Below are 18,091 nucleotides of genomic sequence, written 5' to 3'. Positions count from 1 at the left end.
TCACAAAATCGTTTTATAGATATGAGTAGTTACAAATCTACCGAGTTTTGTAACTACTGTCCACTTATTAAAAACCATTCTTTTTATTTTTCACATTTTAAAACGTTTTCATAGGAAGTTAACACAAAATTTACATTCAATTTATTTGTGCTTAATAAAGAAATTGTAAAGTGAAGATGTAATAAAGATTAAGGCGATATTAATTAGGAGGATTTAACATGAAAAAGTGGCAATTAATCGGATCAACAACAGCTTTAAGTTCTGTACTTTTATTAGGAGCTTGTGGTGGGGCAGCTGAAAAATCTAGTTCCGGGGATACTAAATCTTCAGATGATAAAAAATTAAGTGGTGAAGTTAAAGGTGATGGTTCATCAACAGTTGCACCAGTTATGGAAAAAATAAACGAAGACTTCTCAGCAGAGCAACCTGATGTTTCAGTTTCAATTGGTGTATCAGGAACTGGTGGCGGTTTTGAAAAGTTCATAGCGGGAGAAACAGACTTTTCAAATGCTTCTAGAGATATTAAAGATGAAGAAAAAGAAAAATTAAAAAAGGCTAAAATAGAATACACTGAGTTTAAGGTTGCTCAAGATGGTTTAACAGTAGCTGTTAACAAAGATAATGACTTTGTTGATGAGTTAAGTATGGATGAATTAGCAAAAATTTATAGCGGCAAAGCAAAAACATGGAAAGATGTTAATTCAAAATTCCCTGATAAAAAGATCAAAGCATTTTCACCAGACCAATCACATGGTACTTACGACTTCTTTAGTGAAGAAGTATTAGATGAAAAAGATTTACAATCTGAGAAAAATGCTGACACGAATGTCATCGTTAAATCTGTCCAAGATAATAAAGATTCAATCGGATTCTTTGGATATAACTTCTATCAAGAAAATAAAGATTCACTTAAAGCTGTGAAGATTAAAGATGATGGAAAAGCAATAGAACCTACAGATAAAACAGTAAATGATGGTAGCTATCCTTTAAGTAGACCGTTATTCGTATATGCGAAAAATAAATCTCTAGAAGATAATGATGCGTTTTATGGATTTATGGAATACGTAATTGATAACTCAGCTGATGCTGCTAAAGACGCTGGTTATGTTCCATTGAAAGATGATGAGTATAAAGAAGATAAAGAAACGTTAGAAAAATTTAAAAAATAATCATTAATAAATTAAAGTAGAGGGCGGTCAGTAATCGCCCTTTTTCAAAATGAAGGAGTTATTTTTATGAAACAACAAACTTCAGTACAAGAATTGATTAAGCAAAATAACAATAATAAAGGTAAAGTCTTTGCGGATAAAGCTGTTCCCATTATTTTATTGTTAATCGCTTCGGTTTCTGTACTTACAACAATCGGGATATTATTCACACTTGTAACTGAAACAGCAACGTTTTTCACAAGAGTGAATCCATTTGAATTTTTATTTACGAAAGACTGGGCACCTTTTTCATCTGATCCTAAATACGGTATTTTCGCACTTATATTAGGTACGTTGAAAGTTACAGCGGTAGCGACAATCTTTGCTGTTCCAGTTGGATTAGGTGCAGCACTATACTTGAGTGAGTATGCTTCTGATAGATCAAGAAGAATTATTAAACCTATTCTTGAAATATTAGCTGGTATACCAACAATTGTTTACGGATTTTTCGCTTTAACATTTGTAACACCAATTTTAAGAGGTATATTCCCGGATTTAGGAAGCTTTAACTCTATTAGTCCAGGTTTAGTCGTGGGGGTCATGATTATACCGATGATTACGAGTATGAGTGAAGACGCTATGAGTTCGGTACCAGATTCAATTAAAGAAGGTGCACTGGGATTAGGTGCAACTAAGTTTGAACTTGCAACTAAAATTGTATTTCCAGCTGCTTTATCCGGTATCATCGCATCAGTTGTATTAGCGATATCAAGAGCAATAGGTGAAACAATGATTGTATCTTTAGCGGCAGGTAGTACACCCGATTCGAGCTTTAGTTTAATAGGATCTATTCAAACAATGACTGGATTCATTGTCCAAGTTGCTACTGGAGATGCGACTTACGGATCTGATATTTATTACAGTATTTATGCTGTAGGTTTCACATTGTTTATATTCACATTTATTATGAATATCATTTCACAATGGATTACTAAACGATTTAGAGAGGAGTATTAATATGTCAGAGGTTAATTTAGTTGATCAAACCGTCGTTCGTAAAAAGCTACCGACAAGATTAATGAAAAATAAAGTCATTAAATCAATATTTTTCGTTTGTACATTAATTGGCTTAATCGTATTAGCTATTTTGCTATTTGACATATTTAGAAAAGGTATTCCTTATCTAAGTACAGATTTCTTCACAAACTTCTCATCAACATCACCTGAACGTGCAGGTATTAAAGGTGCTTTAATTGGGACACTATGGCTCATGATGACAATAGCACCTATATCTATCATTCTTGGTGTTGGTACAGCGATATACATGGTTGAATATGCAAAAGAAAACTGGTTTACGAAATTTATAAGAGTCAATATTTCAAATTTAGCAGGTGTGCCATCAGTAGTATTTGGTTTATTAGGATTAACAATATTTGTACGTGGTGCAGGTATCGAAAATTTATCACTAGGTAAGACAGTTATTGCTGCAGCATTAACGATGTCGTTAATGATATTACCAATTATCATTGTAGCAAGTCAGGAAGCAATTAAAGCTGTCCCATCTTCTATTAGAGAAGCTTCATTAGGATTAGGTGGTACTAAATGGCAAACGATTAAAAATATTGTATTACCGGCTTCAATACCTGGTATTTTAACGGGGACGATTCTTGCACTATCAAGAGCACTTGGAGAAACTGCACCACTTGTTGTAATCGGTATTCCTGCAATATTGATGAAAACACCAAACAGTATATTTGAATCTTTCCAAGCTTTACCTATGCAAATATACAACTGGGCTAAATTACCACAGGCAGAATTTCAATTTGTTTCGTCAGCAGCAATTATCGTATTACTCGTAATTTTAATTCTTATGAACTCAATCGCAATCTATATTAGAAATAAATATCAAAGAAAATTATAATAATCAAAATGAAGAGGGGTCATGACTATGACAGACGTAAAAATTAGAGATCTATCTCAAAATATACCTTCAAATGAAATGACAGCAAATCAACAAATAGCAGTAGAAGATAAAAATATCGTTTATAAAACGAATAATTTAGATTTATGGTATGGAGATTTTCATGCGCTTAAAAATATAAATTTAGATATTACAGAAAATGAAGTGACTGCAATTATTGGACCATCTGGTTGTGGTAAATCAACTTATATAAAAACATTAAATAGAATGATTGAATTAATTCCAAGTGTTAAAACATCTGGAGAAATCATTTATAGAGATAAAAACATTTTCGACAAAAAATATAGTGTTGAAGAATTAAGAACCAATGTTGGTATGGTTTTCCAAAAACCAAATCCATTTCCAAAATCAATCTATGACAACATTACTTATGGACCAAGAATTCATGGTATTACGGATAAAAAGGTACTAGATGAAATCGTTGAACGTTCATTAAAAGGTGCAGCTATTTGGGATGAATGTAAAGATAGACTAGATAAGAATGCATATGGATTATCTGGTGGGCAACAGCAAAGAATTTGTATAGCGAGATGTTTAGCAATTGAACCAGATGTTATTTTAATGGATGAGCCAACTTCAGCGCTAGATCCTATTTCAACACTAAAAGTAGAAGAACTTGTGCAAGAATTAAAAACTAAATACTCAATCATTATCGTGACACATAACATGCAACAAGCAGCTAGAATTTCTGATAAAACAGCGTTCTTCCTAAACGGTTATGTAAATGAGTTCGATCAAACAGATAAAATATTCTCTAACCCAACAGATAAGAAAACTGAAGACTATATTTCAGGGAGATTTGGATAATATGGTTATTAGAGAAAAATATGAAGATGAATTAAATTCACTCATTAATGATTTGTTTGTGTTGGGTAAAGAAGTATACTTTATGATAGAACAATCTATATCTGTATTGAGCGATGAAGATAGAAACAATGCTCGTAATTTAATCAAATACGATAAAAAAATAAACCAAATGGAATATGACATTAATGAAAAAGTGGTTATGCTAATAACAAAGCAACAACCTATAGCGACAGATCTTCGTGTTATGATCTCAGGTTTAAAAATCGCTTCTGAATTAGAACGAATGGCTGACAATTCTACTAATATTGCTCAAATCAGAAAAAGAGTTAAAATAACAGATTATTTTATACTAACGAGATTAAAAACAATGGGTAAATTAGCAATGTTAATGCTAAAAGATTTAGAAGCAGCAGTTAATGACAAAGATATCTTGTTGATAAAAGAAATTATTGATCGTGACAATGATATTGATGATTTATATCGCGAGATTAGTAATACGACATATTTAATCGATAACGATCCATTTATTTCTGCTCAAGCTCATCTTGCTGCAAGATACTTAGAAAGAATCGGCGACCATATCACGAATATATGTGAAAGTTGCTATTATTATATAACTGGTGAACACTATGAACCTATTGAAAAATAGTACTGGAATTATATAAGCATAGATGGTATTATAATAAGGTCGTATATTAATTGAAATAAGAATAGGAGGGTTCATCATGCGCGTAAATGTAACTTTAGCATGTACTGATTGTGGTGAAAGAAACTACATCTCTAAAAAGAATAAACGTAACAACCCAGAGCGTATTGAAATGAAAAAATATTGTGCTCGTGACGGTAAACACACTCTTCATAGAGAAACAAAATAATAAAACGAATAAAAACACATTCCATTATACGGGAATGTGTTTTTTAATACCTTTAAAGGTTGTACGACTACCTATCACAATAATTCTTGTGTTATCATATTATGTGTAACTGATAAAAATTTAATCAATATTTGGAAGTGTTAAATTCATGTCAAACAAGAAAATTTTAAGAAAAGAAATATTGAATTTAATGAGAAATCAAGATATTTCTCAAAAAGAACAATATGATTTAAATTTAAAGGAACAATTATTTGAACATAATAATTTTAAGCAAGCCAATTCAATTGCTATCGTTATGAGTATGGACCATGAAGTCAATACGATACCTATTATTGAACATCTATTGAATATAGGTAAGAAAGTGTTCGTACCGAAAACGAATTACGAAACGAAACAAATGGAATTTCAGCGACTACATGATTTGAATTCTATTGCAATTGATCAAAAAGGAATTAAATATGTTGATGAAGAAACTGAAATTAGTGATGATATTGATTTAATTATTGTACCTGGTGTTGTATTTAATCAAGCTGGTTATCGTATAGGCTATGGTGGAGGGTATTATGATAAATATTTATCTCATTATAATGGACATACAATAAGTTTGTTATATCCTTTTCAGATAAGAAACTTTGATGCTGAATCACATGATATACCAGTTGATGAGATGTTGACACCAAATGATATATGGAGAAGAGTAAATGGATAAAACAAAACAAATGTGGAAGTCGATATATTATTTAGTTTATACAGAAGGCTATAAAATAATATCGATTGATGAAGAAGAAGCAGAAATATGGTTGACACATGAATCTAAAAAAATTGTCAAAAGGTTTATACATAAGACGCCTACACATCAAGAAGTTGATTTTGACTTAGAAAAAATTACTGACCATTTAGGTGACTTAATTGATAGTATAGGGTTTAGCTTTGAACAATTAGATATTTTTTATATTACCGAAAAAGAGATGGATTTCGCTGAATTTAATCATACTAAACGCCCTAAAATTAGGTATCATGCTTTATATGAGCTTGATGATTTCGAGAAAGTATCTCATCACTTCGTAACGAAGCATCAAATTAAACGTAATAGAACAAATCCTGTTACGACATATAAAAATAAATTATTGAATGCGAGCTTTATTGATAGCTTTATGCTTAAGTTTTCACCGGTAACATACTTTTTAGTAGCTGCTAATGTAATTGTATGGCTGTCTTTAATTTTAATTTTTAATCATTTTGGCCAAATTAATTTAGTCGATTACGGTGGGCTTGTTCATTTCAATATAGTACACGGTGAGTGGTACCGTTTATTAACGTCCATGTTTATACACGCGAATTTTACACACTTAATGATGAATGTATTTTCACTTATTATATTCGGTAAACTTATTGAAGGTGCATTAGGATCCATTAAAATGTTCACCATTTATTTCATATCAGGTTTATTTGCAGGTATTGTGTCGCTTAGTATTGACACACAATCCATTTCAATTGGTGCAAGTGGTGCCATTTTCGGATTAATTGGTGCTTTTATTGTGTATTTATTTACACGTAAAAATATTAATAAACAATTTGTATTACAAACATTTATCGGTATTGTGATTATTTCGTTATTAGCTTTGTTTATTAATAATGTAAACCACTTCGCTCATTTAGGTGGATTCGTTGGTGGGGCAATCTTAATGTTTATCATGTATAAATGGATGGAACATGATAAATTCAAACTTTATTATATTGCTGCCTTTATAGTCATCATCATCACTTTGATTGTTATCATATTTAACAGACAACAACATTATATATATGATGAATTAACGAAAGATGCTATGAATAACGGTGATTTTGATAGAGCAGAAACAATGGTAAAGCAAATTAAAGAGAAGAACTTCGAGTCGGATGAGACATATATTTTAAGTGGCTTAATCGTGGCGAATAATACATCTTTGAATGAAGCGATACTAGAATGGGAAAGAGGCTTAAAAGTTTTTCCTAATTCAGCTAAATTAAATTACCAATTAGCTTTAGGTTATAGAGCAAAAGATGACTATGATAAAGCGAATAAGTTTATTAATAAGGCAATAAAGCTTGATAAAAAGAATAAACATTATGCAGCATTAAAAGATGAAATTGATGCGTTTAGGAGTTAATTTTATGAATAATTTATATGACGTACAACAATTACTTAAAAAGTTTGGTTATATCATTTATTTTAAAGATGAAGAAGATCAACTAGAAATGATGGAACAAGAAATAAAAGCTATGTATCAATCTATGCTTATTGATAAAGAAACATTTTTACAAGCACGGCTTATTATAAATCAGAGAAGGATTGAGAAAAAATGACACATATTTTATCAGCTGATATTGGTGGTACGACATGTAAATTAGGTATTTTTGACCGTTCACTAAATATCGAAGAAAAATGGGAAATTTCAACGAACAAAACGGGTGAAGGCATATTAGAGAATATATATGATTCATTCGTTGTACATCTGAATAGAAAAGATATCGACATTAAAAACATTATCGGTATGGGAATCGGTGTACCTGGACCAATTGATTTTGAAAATGGTATTGTCAATGGTGCTGTGAATTTAAATTGGACTGGTAACATTGAAGTTAGAAAACATATGCAACAATATTTTGATGGACCAATTTACGTAGATAATGATGCGAATGTCGCAACTTTAGGTGAAAAATTTAAAGGTGCTGGTCAAAATGAAAGTGATGTTGTTTGTATGACGCTAGGAACAGGTGTAGGTGGTGGCATTGTTTCAAACGGTGAATTAATTCATGGTCATAATGGTTCAGGTGCTGAAATAGGTCATTTCTTAGTGGATCAAAAGAAAAGATTTCAATGTAACTGTGGTATGAAGGGTTGTCTCGAAACGGTTGCTTCAGCTACAGGTGTCATTAATTTAGTACATCATTATTATCCAAATATCAATATGAAATCAAGTATTCATGACTTAATTACAGGTAAAAATGTAACAGCTAAAGACGTATTTGATGCTGCAAAATCAGGAGATGAATTCAGTTTGTTTATCATTGATAAAGTAGCAGGTTACATTGCTTATGCTGCAAGTGTTGTTAGCGTCATGACAAATCCTAAATATATTATAATTGGTGGTGGCGTTAGTAAAGCCGGCGATATTCTCATCCAATTTATTAAAAAGCATTATGAAAAAATGACATTTAAACCTGCACAAGATGGTACAAACATCGTAGTTGCACAATTAGGAAACGACGCAGGTATCATCGGTGCAGCTGGTCTAATTAAGACATATGTAATAGAAAAGGAGAATGAATAATGGCAATAGTTGACGTAGTCGTAATACCAGTAGGAACAGAAGGACCTAGTGTGAGTGAATATATTGCAGATATTCAATTAATTTTAGAAAAACATAAAGAGGTAGGTACAATTGATTATCAATTAACACCAATGAATACACTTATTGAAGGTGATCTAAAAGATTTACTTGAAATTATACAAGAAATTCATGAAAGTCCATTCAATAAAGGATTAGACAGAGTTTGTACAAATATTCGAATTGATGATAGAAGAGATAAGTCTAGAAAAATGAACGATAAATTAGATTCTGTTAATAAACATTTGAACAAATAAAAAAAGACGAGTGTAAACTCGTCTTTTCTTTAATGATGTAAAATTGGATAACCGTATGTAAAGATTGTAGCTAATGAGAAGAACCCAAAAGATACTACAGTTATTGCACCAAAAAGAATGCCCAAAATATTTTTGTTTTTGAATGCTGAAATTAAACCAAATATAGCTAGAATAAAAACAGCTAGCATTAATAATGAGAAAATATTAACACCGATATGGATTTTTACTCCAAATAACTCAAATAGTTCCCCTGTGTCGATAAATGGCATTCCAATACCCCCAATACAAATTTCTTTTATTATCATATTAATTGTATAATTAATATGTGGTTTTGTCGAGATACTTTTTAAAAGAGGAGGAAATAAAATGCAAGTACATAGTTTTTCATTAGGAATTGTAGAAACGAATTGTTATATTCTCGAAGGTGAAAACGAATTACTCGTTATAGATCCAGGAGATAATGGCGAGTTTTTAAATAAACAAATTAAACAATATCATAAAAAGGTGACTGCTGTATTATTAACGCACGCTCATTTTGATCATATAGGTGCTGTAGATGATGTCGTAAATGAATTTGATGTGAAAGTATATGTGCATCCTGAAGAAAAATCATGGTTAACGGATACAGAGAAAAATGGTTCTAAAAAATTTGCAATGTATCAATTACCACAAGTGGTTCAACATACTGTTCCACAAATAATGGAACCTGGGGAATATGAGATTGGAGAATTTAAATTTGAAGCGATCCATACGCCTGGTCATTCACCTGGTAGTTTATCATTTGTATTTGGCGACTTTGCAATAGTAGGTGATACTTTATTTAAAGGTGGAATTGGCAGAACGGATTTATATAAAGGTGATACAAAAACATTATTGAATTCAATAGAAGATAAGTTGTTAGAACTAGATTCAAATACAACTATTTTCCCAGGTCACGGACCGGAGACAACAATAGCAGATGAAGAAATGACAAATCCGTATTTAAATGGATTTAATTAAAAAAGAAGCATTACACGTTTGTGTAATGCTTTTTTTAATGATGTGCTCCAAAACTTGGCTCTAATAAGAATGTAGAATAATATGTAAATCCAACAAAACATAATACTAAATAAATTGCGAATATATACATATACATTCTTTCTGTTAATTTTAAGTATCCCAACAATACGAAAAATCCAGTTTGTGCTAAGAAGAAATATGCCATCATGTCCATACCACCGACATAAAACATCGTAGCAAAAATAGCAGTCCAGAAGCCTAGAGTTTTATAAACTTTATCCATCTTCTTAAGAACCCCCTCTGTGTTTACTTTCTTATTCATATTTAATTATAAAGTTACTCTATACAAAAGTAAATAGCATTTTAACGCAAATTCATAAGCATTAAACAAGTAATTTAGGGGATTGGAAGCGTTTATATATATTAGGAGGAGATTATGGAGAAATTATTTAAGTCAATTATTAACGATGCTGTCAATTCAAATGCGAGTGATATTCACTTTGTACCTTTAAATGATGATAAAGTCTTTGTTCAAATGAGGATAAATGGCGATAATATACCTTATGATTTAGATCTAGACTTTAAATTGTATAGTAGGCTACTCATTTATATGAAATTTATCGCTCATCTTGATGTAAGTGAACGTAATAAAGCACAAAGCGGTCAATATTTATATGAACATGACATTCATTACTACTTAAGAATTTCTACGATACCTATCAGTTTAGGAATAGAATCTTGTTCCATTAGAATTACCCCTCAACGTTTTAATCATTCACAAGTGAAATCAGAGCATCAATCATATAACGTTCTACAAAATAGAATGTATCAATCAGAAGGGTTATTTCTATTTACGGGGCCAACAGGATCAGGTAAGACGACACTAATGTATGAATTGATGTACGCATTAAAAAGAGAGAAGAATAAACATATTATTACGATTGAAGATCCTGTAGAACAAACATTAAATGGTATCGTTCAAGTTTCAGTTAATGAAAAAGCTAACATAACTTATCAACAATCCTTTAAAGCTATTTTAAGATGTGATCCTGACGTTATTATGATTGGGGAGATAAGAGATGATGTTACTGCTAAGCAAGTTATTCAGGCAAGTTTAAGTGGTCATTTAGTGCTTTCAACTATGCATGCTAGTGGTACAATCGGGGCAATCCATCGACTAATAGAACTAGGTGTAACAGTCGAACAAATTAAACAAGGTATTTCATGTATTACGAACCAACGTCTTGTGAAGAAAAATGAAGAAACAAGAATTTTAAATATGTCTTATATTTTTAAAGATGACATTATTAAATATATGGAGAATGATTATGAAACGTAAGAAAAATGTATTAAAGAAAGACCAAGTATTATACTTAACACGACTGTTAGATATGTTAAGACAAGGTTTCACTTTACTAGAAGCTATTCAATTGCTGTCTGATCAATTCATACAACTTAAAAAACATAATTTAAATACGACTGCTTGTGAAATTGTTAAAGAGACTGGGCAATTACATGAAATACTTAAACTGTTTAATTATCCGCAAGTCATTATTACTCAAATATACTTTGGTGAACTATACGGTAATTTGAATGAAACGTTAGAACACTCTATTCTATATTTAAAAAAGATTGAACAAGTTAAACAAAGATTTATAAAAACAATTCAATATCCTGCTTTATTATTCAGCATCTTTTTTATGTTACTTGCTGTTGTGAATCAAACCATTATTCCTCAATTCACAGAAATTTATGCTTCAATGAATTTAGAAATATCCACTTCGTTACGTATTATCACGACAATATTTTCATATTTACCAACAACTATTTTTACTTTAGTCCTCATTTTATTCCTCGTTTATCTCATCAGTTATATGAATTTTATGGACAAAGAAATGGCTCGTAAAATAGCTATATACAAGAAAATTCCAATCATCAATCGTTACATTACGATGTATAACTCATATCGTATATCTAGAGATTTTTCCTTTTTTATACAAAATGGTATTACCCTTACTAAAATAATTGAAATATATATGTTGCAAACTAAAGATGATTTTTTGAAATATATTGGCCATTCCATCAATCAATCATTAGTTTCTGGTATGACATTTCCAAACTCAATTAAAAAGTTAGGGTGCTTTGAATCTAATTTCATACACTATATTAATCACGGAGAAAATAAATCTAAATTAGATTTAGAACTTTATTATTACAGTCTTTTTATGCTAGATACTCTGGAGAAGACTTTTTTAAAACATCTCAAATGGATACAACCAGTAGTATTTGGTGTTCTAGCCTTGTTAATCGTAACGCTATATTTAATTATCATTCTACCGATGCTGCAAATGGTAGAAGGAATAAAGTGAAAGGAATGTATTAAATGAAAAGATTTAAATTTTTAAGTAAAAAAGAAGGATTTACATTGGTTGAGATGCTAATTGTCCTTTTAATCATAAGTATATTATTGGTGATCATCATACCAAACATAAGTAAGCAATCAGAGACTGTAAAAAGTACTGGATGCCAAGCTCAAGTGAAAATGGTTGCTGGTCAAGTAGAAGCTTATACATTGAAGCACGATGCTAAACCAAATTCTATAAATGATTTAGTAAGTGATGGTTATATTAATCAAAAGCAACTGACATGTAAATCAGGTGAGACAATTACACTTGAAAATGGTGAAGTTGTTGCACATTAAAGATAATAAAGGTTTTACATTGGTGGAAATGATTATTGTGCTATCCATTATCAGTATTATTTTTATGGTGACAATGTATTTATCTGTGAATCCATTGGCAAGTAGTGGATTAAATAATGGCATAGATGATTTTGAAACGAAGCTAGAGTTTTTAGAAACGAAATCTCTATCTCAAAAGCAACCTATATTAGTTTGGTTTAAACCCAATTCAGATAAAATATTTTATCAAATTGAGAAGAATCAGATTCAAACCATCTCACTCTATAAAGGTCGTATTTCTAAAAATAATAAGTTTACGACATTAGTTTTTGATGGAGAGGGGAATATTAATCAATTTGGCACTTTAAAAGTGGAATTTAATGAAAGAAAGTATCATGTTATTTTTCGCATCGAGAAAGGGAGATATAGAATTGTTGAAACGACATGATGGGTATGTGTTTATAGATTTTATGTTGTCTATTTTTATCATAATGCTATTGAGTGGGACATTACTACCTTTAGTTACTACATTAAATGAAAATATTTCTCGTGAACACGATAGAATAAAGCTTTATCAAATGCTCTATCAAACTGTGCAATCAAAATCTATCGAACCAAAATATGATGTAAAGAGATATAAATATTTAAAGTTTAATACAAAAGTTTGTATGAAAGATGAATTGAAAAATGAAAAAATATGTATTGAAAAATAATAAAGGCTTTACCATGATAGAAATGCTACTGTCATTATCATTTTTATTAATTATATTAGCTTTAATTCCATTGCTCATTAAAAGTCTTTATTTGTTTAAGGATAATGCAATGGATCATACGCATTTTGAATTGATGATGTTCAGAAAAGAACTCTCCGATGAAATAAAAGAAAGTACTATAAAATTAGACAAGGTTCATAACAGGATTAAATTCATAAATGAAACACGTTCTACAGAATTCACATTATTAAATGAAAAAATAATAAAAAGTATAAATGGTCGCGGTAACATCACTTTAGTTAATAATGTGAATGCTTTTCAAGTAGATAAGATATCTAACGAAACATTTAAAGTATTTATTATTATAAGAAAAGGCGATAAAGAATTACATGAAGAAATTTATATCTAATGATGCTGGTTTTATTTTACCGTTATTACTTGGAATATTATTTATTTATAGTTCCTTTTTGTCATTTTACTTAGTACAATATAGCTTTAAGCTTAATACTTATCACAATTTAGAACAATACTATATACGTGAAATAAAAATAATGATAAATAAATAATTTTAAGCTTTTTATTTTCTGAAAAATGAGATAGAATAAAGTTTAAGTTGATATGAAACAACTGAGGAGTAGATTTAATGTCAATCGTATTAATTGGATTTATGGGTGTTGGCAAAACAACTATCGGAAATTTGTTGAGCGAACATTATGACAAAAGTTTAGTAGATATAGATACTTATATCGTTGAAACAACTCAATTACCAATCCCACAAATTTTTGAAAAATATGGTGAAAAACATTTTAGAGATTTAGAGTATGAAGCTTTAAAAAAATGGATTGATCAAGATGTGATTATTTCAACTGGTGGCGGTATTGTAGAATCAGAACTAAGTAAAGAATTATTAAAACAAAATGACAATACTTTTTGGTTAAAATGTGATGTTGAAATTCTATTTAATAGAATTAATCATGATAATAACAGACCGAATGCTAATGGAAAGTCATTAAATGAATTAAAAGCCTTGTATTCAAAACGAAAATTAAGTTATAATGAAATCGCATTCAAGCACATTGATGCTAACAGACCTAGAGAAGTAGTTGCAAGTGAGATTATTGAATCACTATAAGCTAAAATAATTGCGAATGATCAAAGTTAGAGAGAATGAATGATATATTCATCGCCGAAGGAGCAAGCCAGATTTGAGTGAATCTCTCAGGCAAAAGGATAACTTTGTGACGCATTCCTGAAGAGCACTTCAACAGGGTAGCGAAAGCTACCCTGTTTTTTTATTATACATATTCAGAAGGGGAGAGTTATGATGACGACAGATTTAAAACAAACACCTTTGTATCAAACTTATATAGATCAAGGTGCGAAAGTAATTGATTTTTCTGGATGGGCTTTACCAGTCCAATTTTCAAGTATTAAAGAGGAACACAATGCAGTGAGAAATCATGTAGGTATTTTTGATGTGAGTCACATGGGTGAAATTATCGTTACAGGTGAAGAAGCGGATCAGTTTATTCAATACACTTTAACGAATGATTCAACATTATTAACGGATAGTAAAGCTCAATATACAACGCTATGTAACCATGATGGCGGCGTGATTGATGATTTAGTTGTTTATAAATTAGACGACAAAGTTTATTTCTTAGTTGTTAATGCAGGTAATACAGATAAAGATTTCGAATGGTTAAAATCAATTAAAAATTTTAATGTAAATGTTGAAAATAAATCTTCTGAATATGGCCAATTAGCAATACAAGGTCCAGAAGCACGCGAATTAATTCAAAAATTAGTAAGTGTTGATGTATCAGAAATGAAGATGTTTGAATTCAAACAAAATGTAACATTATTCGGGAAAGAAGTTATATTATCTCAATCTGGTTATACAGGTGAAGATGGATTCGAATTTTATTGTGATGCTGCAGACACTAAAGCTATTTGGGATGGTTTTATAAACGAAAATGTTATTCCATGTGGTCTTGGCGCACGTGATACTTTAAGACTTGAAGCTGCTTTACCATTACATGGCCAAGATTTATCTGAGCAAATCACACCATATGAAGCTGGCATTGGATTTGCTGTTAAACCACTAATTGAAGATGACTTTATCGGTAAAAATGTTTTGAAAGCACAAAAAGAAATTGGTGCGCCAAGAAAATCAATTGGTATAGAAATGATAGATAAAGGTATACCGAGAACAGATTATGCAATTCTAGATACTGAAGGCAATGAAATTGGTTATGTAACTTCTGGAACACAGTCTCCGTCAACTGGTAAATCTATTGCTATGGGATTAATTGAGAAGAGTGCATTTGAATTAGATAAAGAAATTTTAATACAAGTTAGAAAAAGACAAGTAAAAGCTAAAGTTGTTAAGAAATCATCATTTAAATCATAGGAGTGAATAAAATGGGTCACCGCTATATACCTTTAACTGAAAAAGATAAATCTGAAATGTTAGACGTCATTGGTATTCAATCTGTAGACGAATTATTTACGGATATACCTGAATCTGTAAGGTTTAATAAACCGTTAAATATTAAAGAAAAGAAAGCTGAGACGCCTTTATTACGTGAACTATCTCAAATTGCGAATAAAAATATAACAAGTGAAACTCATGCCTCATTTTTAGGTGCAGGTGTTTATGATCACTATATTCCAACTGTTGTAGATCATGTTATATCTCGTTCAGAATTTTATACTGCTTATACACCTTATCAACCAGAAATTTCACAAGGTGAATTACAAGCTATTTTTGAATTTCAAACTTTAATTTGCGAATTAACTGGTATGGATGTAGCCAATTCATCTATGTATGATGGTGGAACTGCTTTTGCTGAGGCTGCTGTTCTTGCAGCAGGTCATACTAAGAAATCAAAAGTAATTGTTTCTAAATCTGTACATTATCAATCTATTGAAGTACTTAAAACTTATACTAAAGCACAAGATATAGAGGTAGTTGAAGTCGATTTAGACGGTACTGTTACGGACTTAGAAAAGTTGAAAGCAGTTATCGATGACGATACTGCGGCAGTATGTGTTCAATATCCTAACTTCTTTGGTTCTTTAGAAGACTTAGAGGCAATTAAACAGTTAATTGAAGATAAAAAAGCTTTATTTATCGTATCAAGCAATCCTTTATCACTTGGTTTAATTACACCTCCTGGAGAATTCGGTGCTGATATTGTTGTTGGTGATGCACAAGTATTCGGTATTCCAGCACAATATGGTGGACCTCATTGTGGTTATTTTGCATCTACTAAGAAACTTATGAGAAAACTACCAGGACGTTTAGTTGGTCAAACACAAGATGAAGATGGCAATAGAGGCTTTGTTCTTACGTTACAAGCGCGTGAACAACATATTAGAAGAGATAAAGCGACATCAAATATTTGTTCTAATCAAGCTCTAAATGCATTAGCAGCATCAGTTTGTATGAGTGCTTTAGGTAAAAATGGTGTATTTGAAATGGCTAAACTTAACATGGAAAAGACAACTTACATGAAACAAAAAATGCAAGAAGCTGGATTTGACGTGTTAGATGGTATTTCATTCAACGAATTTGTTGTTAAATTTAACAAACCGATAAGTGAAATCAACGCTGAATTACTTGAAGAAGGTATTATTGGTGGATTTGACTTAGGTTTCATAGACGAAGCATTCAACAATCATATGTTAATTGCAGTAACAGAATTAAGAACAAAAGAAGAAATCGATACATTTATCAAAAAAGTAGGTGAATACAGTGCGTAAACCATCAAGTGAATTAATATTTGAAAGATCTAGAAAAGATAGATTTGCATATTCTTTACCTGAAAAAGATGTTGAAACACAAGATGTACAAGATCTTTTAGGAGATAAATTTACAAGAAAACAAAAAGCAGAATTACCAGAAGTTAGTGAATTAAATTTAATGCGTCACTACACTGAATTATCTAATAAAAACCATGGTGTAGATACAGGATTCTATCCTTTAGGTTCATGTACAATGAAATACAATCCTAAAATTAATGAAAAAGTCGCTAGAATGTCTGGCTTTGCAAACGCACACCCATTACAAGATGTTTCTACTGTACAAGGATCACTCGAAATTATTTATGATTTACAAGAGCATTTAAAAGAAATTACAGGTATGGATGAAGTAACACTTCAACCTGCAGCAGGTGCTCACGGTGAATGGACTGCTTTATTAATGATTAAAGCTTTCCATGAAGCAAATGGCGATTTCAATAGAACGAAAGTTATCGTACCAGACTCAGCTCACGGTACAAATCCAGCTTCTGCAAAAGTAGCAGGTTTCGATACAGTAACTGTAAAATCTAATGAAAAAGGATTAGTTGATATCGAAGACTTAAAACGTGTAGTTGGGGACGACACAGCTGCTATCATGTTAACAAACCCTAACACATTAGGATTATTCGAAGAAGATATTTTAGAAATTAGAGAAATCGTACATCAAGCAGGTGGAAAATTGTATTACGATGGTGCTAACTTAAATGCGATTATGAGTAAAGTTAGACCTGGTGATATGGGATTTGACGCTGTTCACTTAAACTTACACAAAACATTCACAGGACCTCATGGAGGCGGTGGACCTGGTTCAGGACCAGTAGGTGTTAAAGCAGATTTAGTACCATTTTTACCTAAACCAACAGTAGTTAAAGAAAATGATACATTTAAATTCGAACATGATATGCCACAATCTATCGGAAGAGTTAAACCATTCTTCGGTAACTTCGGTATCTATTTAAGAGCTTATACTTATATTAGAACGATGGGTCCAGATGGATTAAAAGCAGTTTCAGAAACAGCTGTATTAAATGCTAATTACATGTTGAGAAGATTACAAGATCATTTTGATACACCATATACACAACACTGTAAACACGAATTCGTAATCAGTGGTTCAAGACAGAAAAAACTTGGTGTAAGAACATTAGATATTGCTAAACGTCTCTTAGACTTCAACTTCCATCCACCAACAATATACTTCCCAATCAACGTGGAAGAATGTATGATGATTGAGCCAACAGAAACAGAATCTAAAGAAACATTAGATGCATTCTGTGATACACTTATTCAAATTGCTAAAGAGGCAGAAGAATCACCAGAAGTTGTATTAGAAGCACCACATACAACTGTCATTGGTCGATTAGATGAAACACAAGCAGCAAGAAAACCAGTACTTAAATTTGAATTACTAAAAGAAGAAAAAGCATAATAAAAAGCGTCTTGGTCGCATTTA

The 18,091-nt window shown here is 31.1% G+C and carries 24 protein-coding genes and 1 riboswitch; of the genes, 22 read left to right on the top strand and 2 right to left on the bottom strand.

The window, feature by feature from the left end; genetic code table 11:
- Positions 1-218: 218 nt before the first annotated feature.
- The 11 genes from ACJTHF_RS03405 to ACJTHF_RS03355 all read left to right on the top strand — a co-directional run bounded on the left by ACJTHF_RS03405 (position 219) and on the right by ACJTHF_RS03355 (position 8,439).
- Positions 219-1,169: a PstS family phosphate ABC transporter substrate-binding protein gene (locus ACJTHF_RS03405; protein WP_037588292.1), complete on the top strand. Its 951-nt coding sequence runs from the start codon at positions 219-221 to the stop codon at positions 1,167-1,169.
- 66 nt (positions 1,170-1,235) lie between these two features.
- Positions 1,236-2,165 carry a phosphate ABC transporter permease subunit PstC gene (gene pstC, locus ACJTHF_RS03400; protein WP_048539713.1) on the top strand — a complete coding sequence of 310 codons (930 nt, stop codon included), beginning with the start codon at positions 1,236-1,238 and terminating at the stop codon, positions 2,163-2,165.
- Position 2,166: 1 nt separating this feature from the next.
- Positions 2,167-3,069: a phosphate ABC transporter permease PstA gene (pstA, locus tag ACJTHF_RS03395; protein ID WP_025904173.1), complete on the top strand. Its 903-nt coding sequence runs from the start codon at positions 2,167-2,169 to the stop codon at positions 3,067-3,069.
- Between the two features lie 78 nt (positions 3,070-3,147).
- Positions 3,148-3,936, top strand: a complete 789-nt coding sequence (gene pstB, locus ACJTHF_RS03390; protein WP_229412558.1) for a phosphate ABC transporter ATP-binding protein PstB — start codon at positions 3,148-3,150, stop codon at positions 3,934-3,936.
- Position 3,937: 1 nt separating this feature from the next.
- On the top strand, positions 3,938-4,585 hold the full coding sequence (gene phoU, locus ACJTHF_RS03385) for a phosphate signaling complex protein PhoU (protein WP_048539716.1): 648 nt from the start codon (positions 3,938-3,940) through the stop codon (positions 4,583-4,585).
- Positions 4,586-4,661: 76 nt separating this feature from the next.
- On the top strand, positions 4,662-4,811 hold the full coding sequence (gene rpmG, locus ACJTHF_RS03380; protein ID WP_016911879.1) for a 50S ribosomal protein L33: 150 nt from the start codon (positions 4,662-4,664) through the stop codon (positions 4,809-4,811).
- Positions 4,812-4,959: 148 nt separating this feature from the next.
- Entirely contained in the window at positions 4,960-5,520 is a 561-nt protein-coding gene (locus tag ACJTHF_RS03375; RefSeq protein ID WP_078355842.1) for a 5-formyltetrahydrofolate cyclo-ligase, read from the top strand.
- On the top strand, positions 5,513-6,961 hold the full coding sequence (locus ACJTHF_RS03370; RefSeq protein WP_107617222.1) for a rhomboid family protein: 1,449 nt from the start codon (positions 5,513-5,515) through the stop codon (positions 6,959-6,961). Before ACJTHF_RS03375 ends, ACJTHF_RS03370 begins: the two co-directional genes overlap by 8 nt.
- Positions 6,962-6,965: 4 nt before the next feature.
- Positions 6,966-7,157 (top strand): YqgQ family protein, encoded by a 192-nt coding sequence (locus ACJTHF_RS03365; protein ID WP_078099923.1) that lies wholly within the window; start codon positions 6,966-6,968, stop codon positions 7,155-7,157.
- Entirely contained in the window at positions 7,154-8,125 is a 972-nt protein-coding gene (locus ACJTHF_RS03360) for an ROK family glucokinase (RefSeq protein ID WP_048539719.1), read from the top strand. The genes ACJTHF_RS03365 and ACJTHF_RS03360 overlap by 4 nt, the downstream gene beginning before the upstream one ends.
- Positions 8,125-8,439 (top strand): MTH1187 family thiamine-binding protein, encoded by a 315-nt coding sequence (locus ACJTHF_RS03355; RefSeq protein WP_058592304.1) that lies wholly within the window; start codon positions 8,125-8,127, stop codon positions 8,437-8,439. The genes ACJTHF_RS03360 and ACJTHF_RS03355 overlap by 1 nt, the downstream gene beginning before the upstream one ends.
- Positions 8,440-8,468: 29 nt before the next feature.
- On the opposite strand, the gene ACJTHF_RS03350 is transcribed toward ACJTHF_RS03355, so the two are convergent.
- Complete coding sequence (locus ACJTHF_RS03350; RefSeq protein WP_016911885.1) at positions 8,469-8,708, bottom strand: DUF2759 domain-containing protein; 240 nt, start codon at positions 8,706-8,708, stop codon at positions 8,469-8,471.
- 97 nt (positions 8,709-8,805) lie between these two features.
- On the opposite strand from ACJTHF_RS03350, the gene ACJTHF_RS03345 reads away from it, so the two are divergent.
- Complete coding sequence (locus ACJTHF_RS03345) at positions 8,806-9,438, top strand: MBL fold metallo-hydrolase (protein ID WP_119469454.1); 633 nt, start codon at positions 8,806-8,808, stop codon at positions 9,436-9,438.
- Positions 9,439-9,472: 34 nt separating this feature from the next.
- Here the strand turns inward: ACJTHF_RS03345 and ACJTHF_RS03340 are convergent, their stop codons facing one another.
- Positions 9,473-9,721, bottom strand: a complete 249-nt coding sequence (locus ACJTHF_RS03340) for a DUF2626 family protein (protein WP_025904960.1) — start codon at positions 9,719-9,721, stop codon at positions 9,473-9,475.
- Between the two features lie 153 nt (positions 9,722-9,874).
- On the opposite strand from ACJTHF_RS03340, the gene comGA reads away from it, so the two are divergent.
- The 10 genes from comGA (at position 9,875) to gcvPB (ending at position 18,067) form a co-directional block, all read left to right on the top strand.
- Positions 9,875-10,777, top strand: a complete 903-nt coding sequence (gene comGA, locus ACJTHF_RS03335; RefSeq protein ID WP_119469453.1) for a competence type IV pilus ATPase ComGA — start codon at positions 9,875-9,877, stop codon at positions 10,775-10,777.
- Positions 10,767-11,807, top strand: a complete 1,041-nt coding sequence (gene comGB, locus ACJTHF_RS03330; RefSeq protein WP_088592324.1) for a competence type IV pilus assembly protein ComGB — start codon at positions 10,767-10,769, stop codon at positions 11,805-11,807. Before comGA ends, comGB begins: the two co-directional genes overlap by 11 nt.
- A 14-nt stretch (positions 11,808-11,821) precedes the next feature.
- Positions 11,822-12,139: a competence type IV pilus major pilin ComGC gene (comGC, locus tag ACJTHF_RS03325; protein ID WP_037588275.1), complete on the top strand. Its 318-nt coding sequence runs from the start codon at positions 11,822-11,824 to the stop codon at positions 12,137-12,139.
- Positions 12,117-12,566 (top strand): competence type IV pilus minor pilin ComGD, encoded by a 450-nt coding sequence (comGD, locus tag ACJTHF_RS03320; protein ID WP_119469461.1) that lies wholly within the window; start codon positions 12,117-12,119, stop codon positions 12,564-12,566. Before comGC ends, comGD begins: the two co-directional genes overlap by 23 nt.
- The gene (gene comGE / locus ACJTHF_RS03315) at positions 12,550-12,831 is read left to right on the top strand and encodes a competence type IV pilus minor pilin ComGE (RefSeq protein ID WP_048539723.1); all 282 of its coding nucleotides are present in this window, start codon (positions 12,550-12,552) and stop codon (positions 12,829-12,831) included. Before comGD ends, comGE begins: the two co-directional genes overlap by 17 nt.
- Positions 12,806-13,240, top strand: coding sequence for a competence type IV pilus minor pilin ComGF (locus ACJTHF_RS03310; protein WP_048539724.1), 435 nt, complete (start codon positions 12,806-12,808; stop codon positions 13,238-13,240). The genes comGE and ACJTHF_RS03310 overlap by 26 nt, the downstream gene beginning before the upstream one ends.
- A gap of 234 nt (positions 13,241-13,474) precedes the next feature.
- On the top strand, positions 13,475-13,963 hold the full coding sequence (locus tag ACJTHF_RS03305) for a shikimate kinase (protein WP_119469770.1): 489 nt from the start codon (positions 13,475-13,477) through the stop codon (positions 13,961-13,963).
- Between the two features lie 16 nt (positions 13,964-13,979).
- Positions 13,980-14,075: riboswitch (glycine riboswitch) on the top strand.
- Between the two features lie 80 nt (positions 14,076-14,155).
- The gene (gene gcvT / locus ACJTHF_RS03300; RefSeq protein WP_119469769.1) at positions 14,156-15,244 is read left to right on the top strand and encodes a glycine cleavage system aminomethyltransferase GcvT; all 1,089 of its coding nucleotides are present in this window, start codon (positions 14,156-14,158) and stop codon (positions 15,242-15,244) included.
- Between the two features lie 11 nt (positions 15,245-15,255).
- Positions 15,256-16,599, top strand: coding sequence for an aminomethyl-transferring glycine dehydrogenase subunit GcvPA (gcvPA, locus tag ACJTHF_RS03295; RefSeq protein WP_048539727.1), 1,344 nt, complete (start codon positions 15,256-15,258; stop codon positions 16,597-16,599).
- Positions 16,592-18,067 carry an aminomethyl-transferring glycine dehydrogenase subunit GcvPB gene (gene gcvPB / locus ACJTHF_RS03290; protein ID WP_119469767.1) on the top strand — a complete coding sequence of 492 codons (1,476 nt, stop codon included), beginning with the start codon at positions 16,592-16,594 and terminating at the stop codon, positions 18,065-18,067. The genes gcvPA and gcvPB overlap by 8 nt, the downstream gene beginning before the upstream one ends.
- Positions 18,068-18,091 lie beyond the last annotated feature (24 nt).

The organism is Mammaliicoccus sp. RAM2, from assembly GCF_045897195.1.
Lineage (GTDB): Bacteria > Bacillota > Bacilli > Staphylococcales > Staphylococcaceae > Mammaliicoccus > Mammaliicoccus sciuri.
This window is presented reverse-complemented; position numbering and strand designations above follow the sequence as displayed.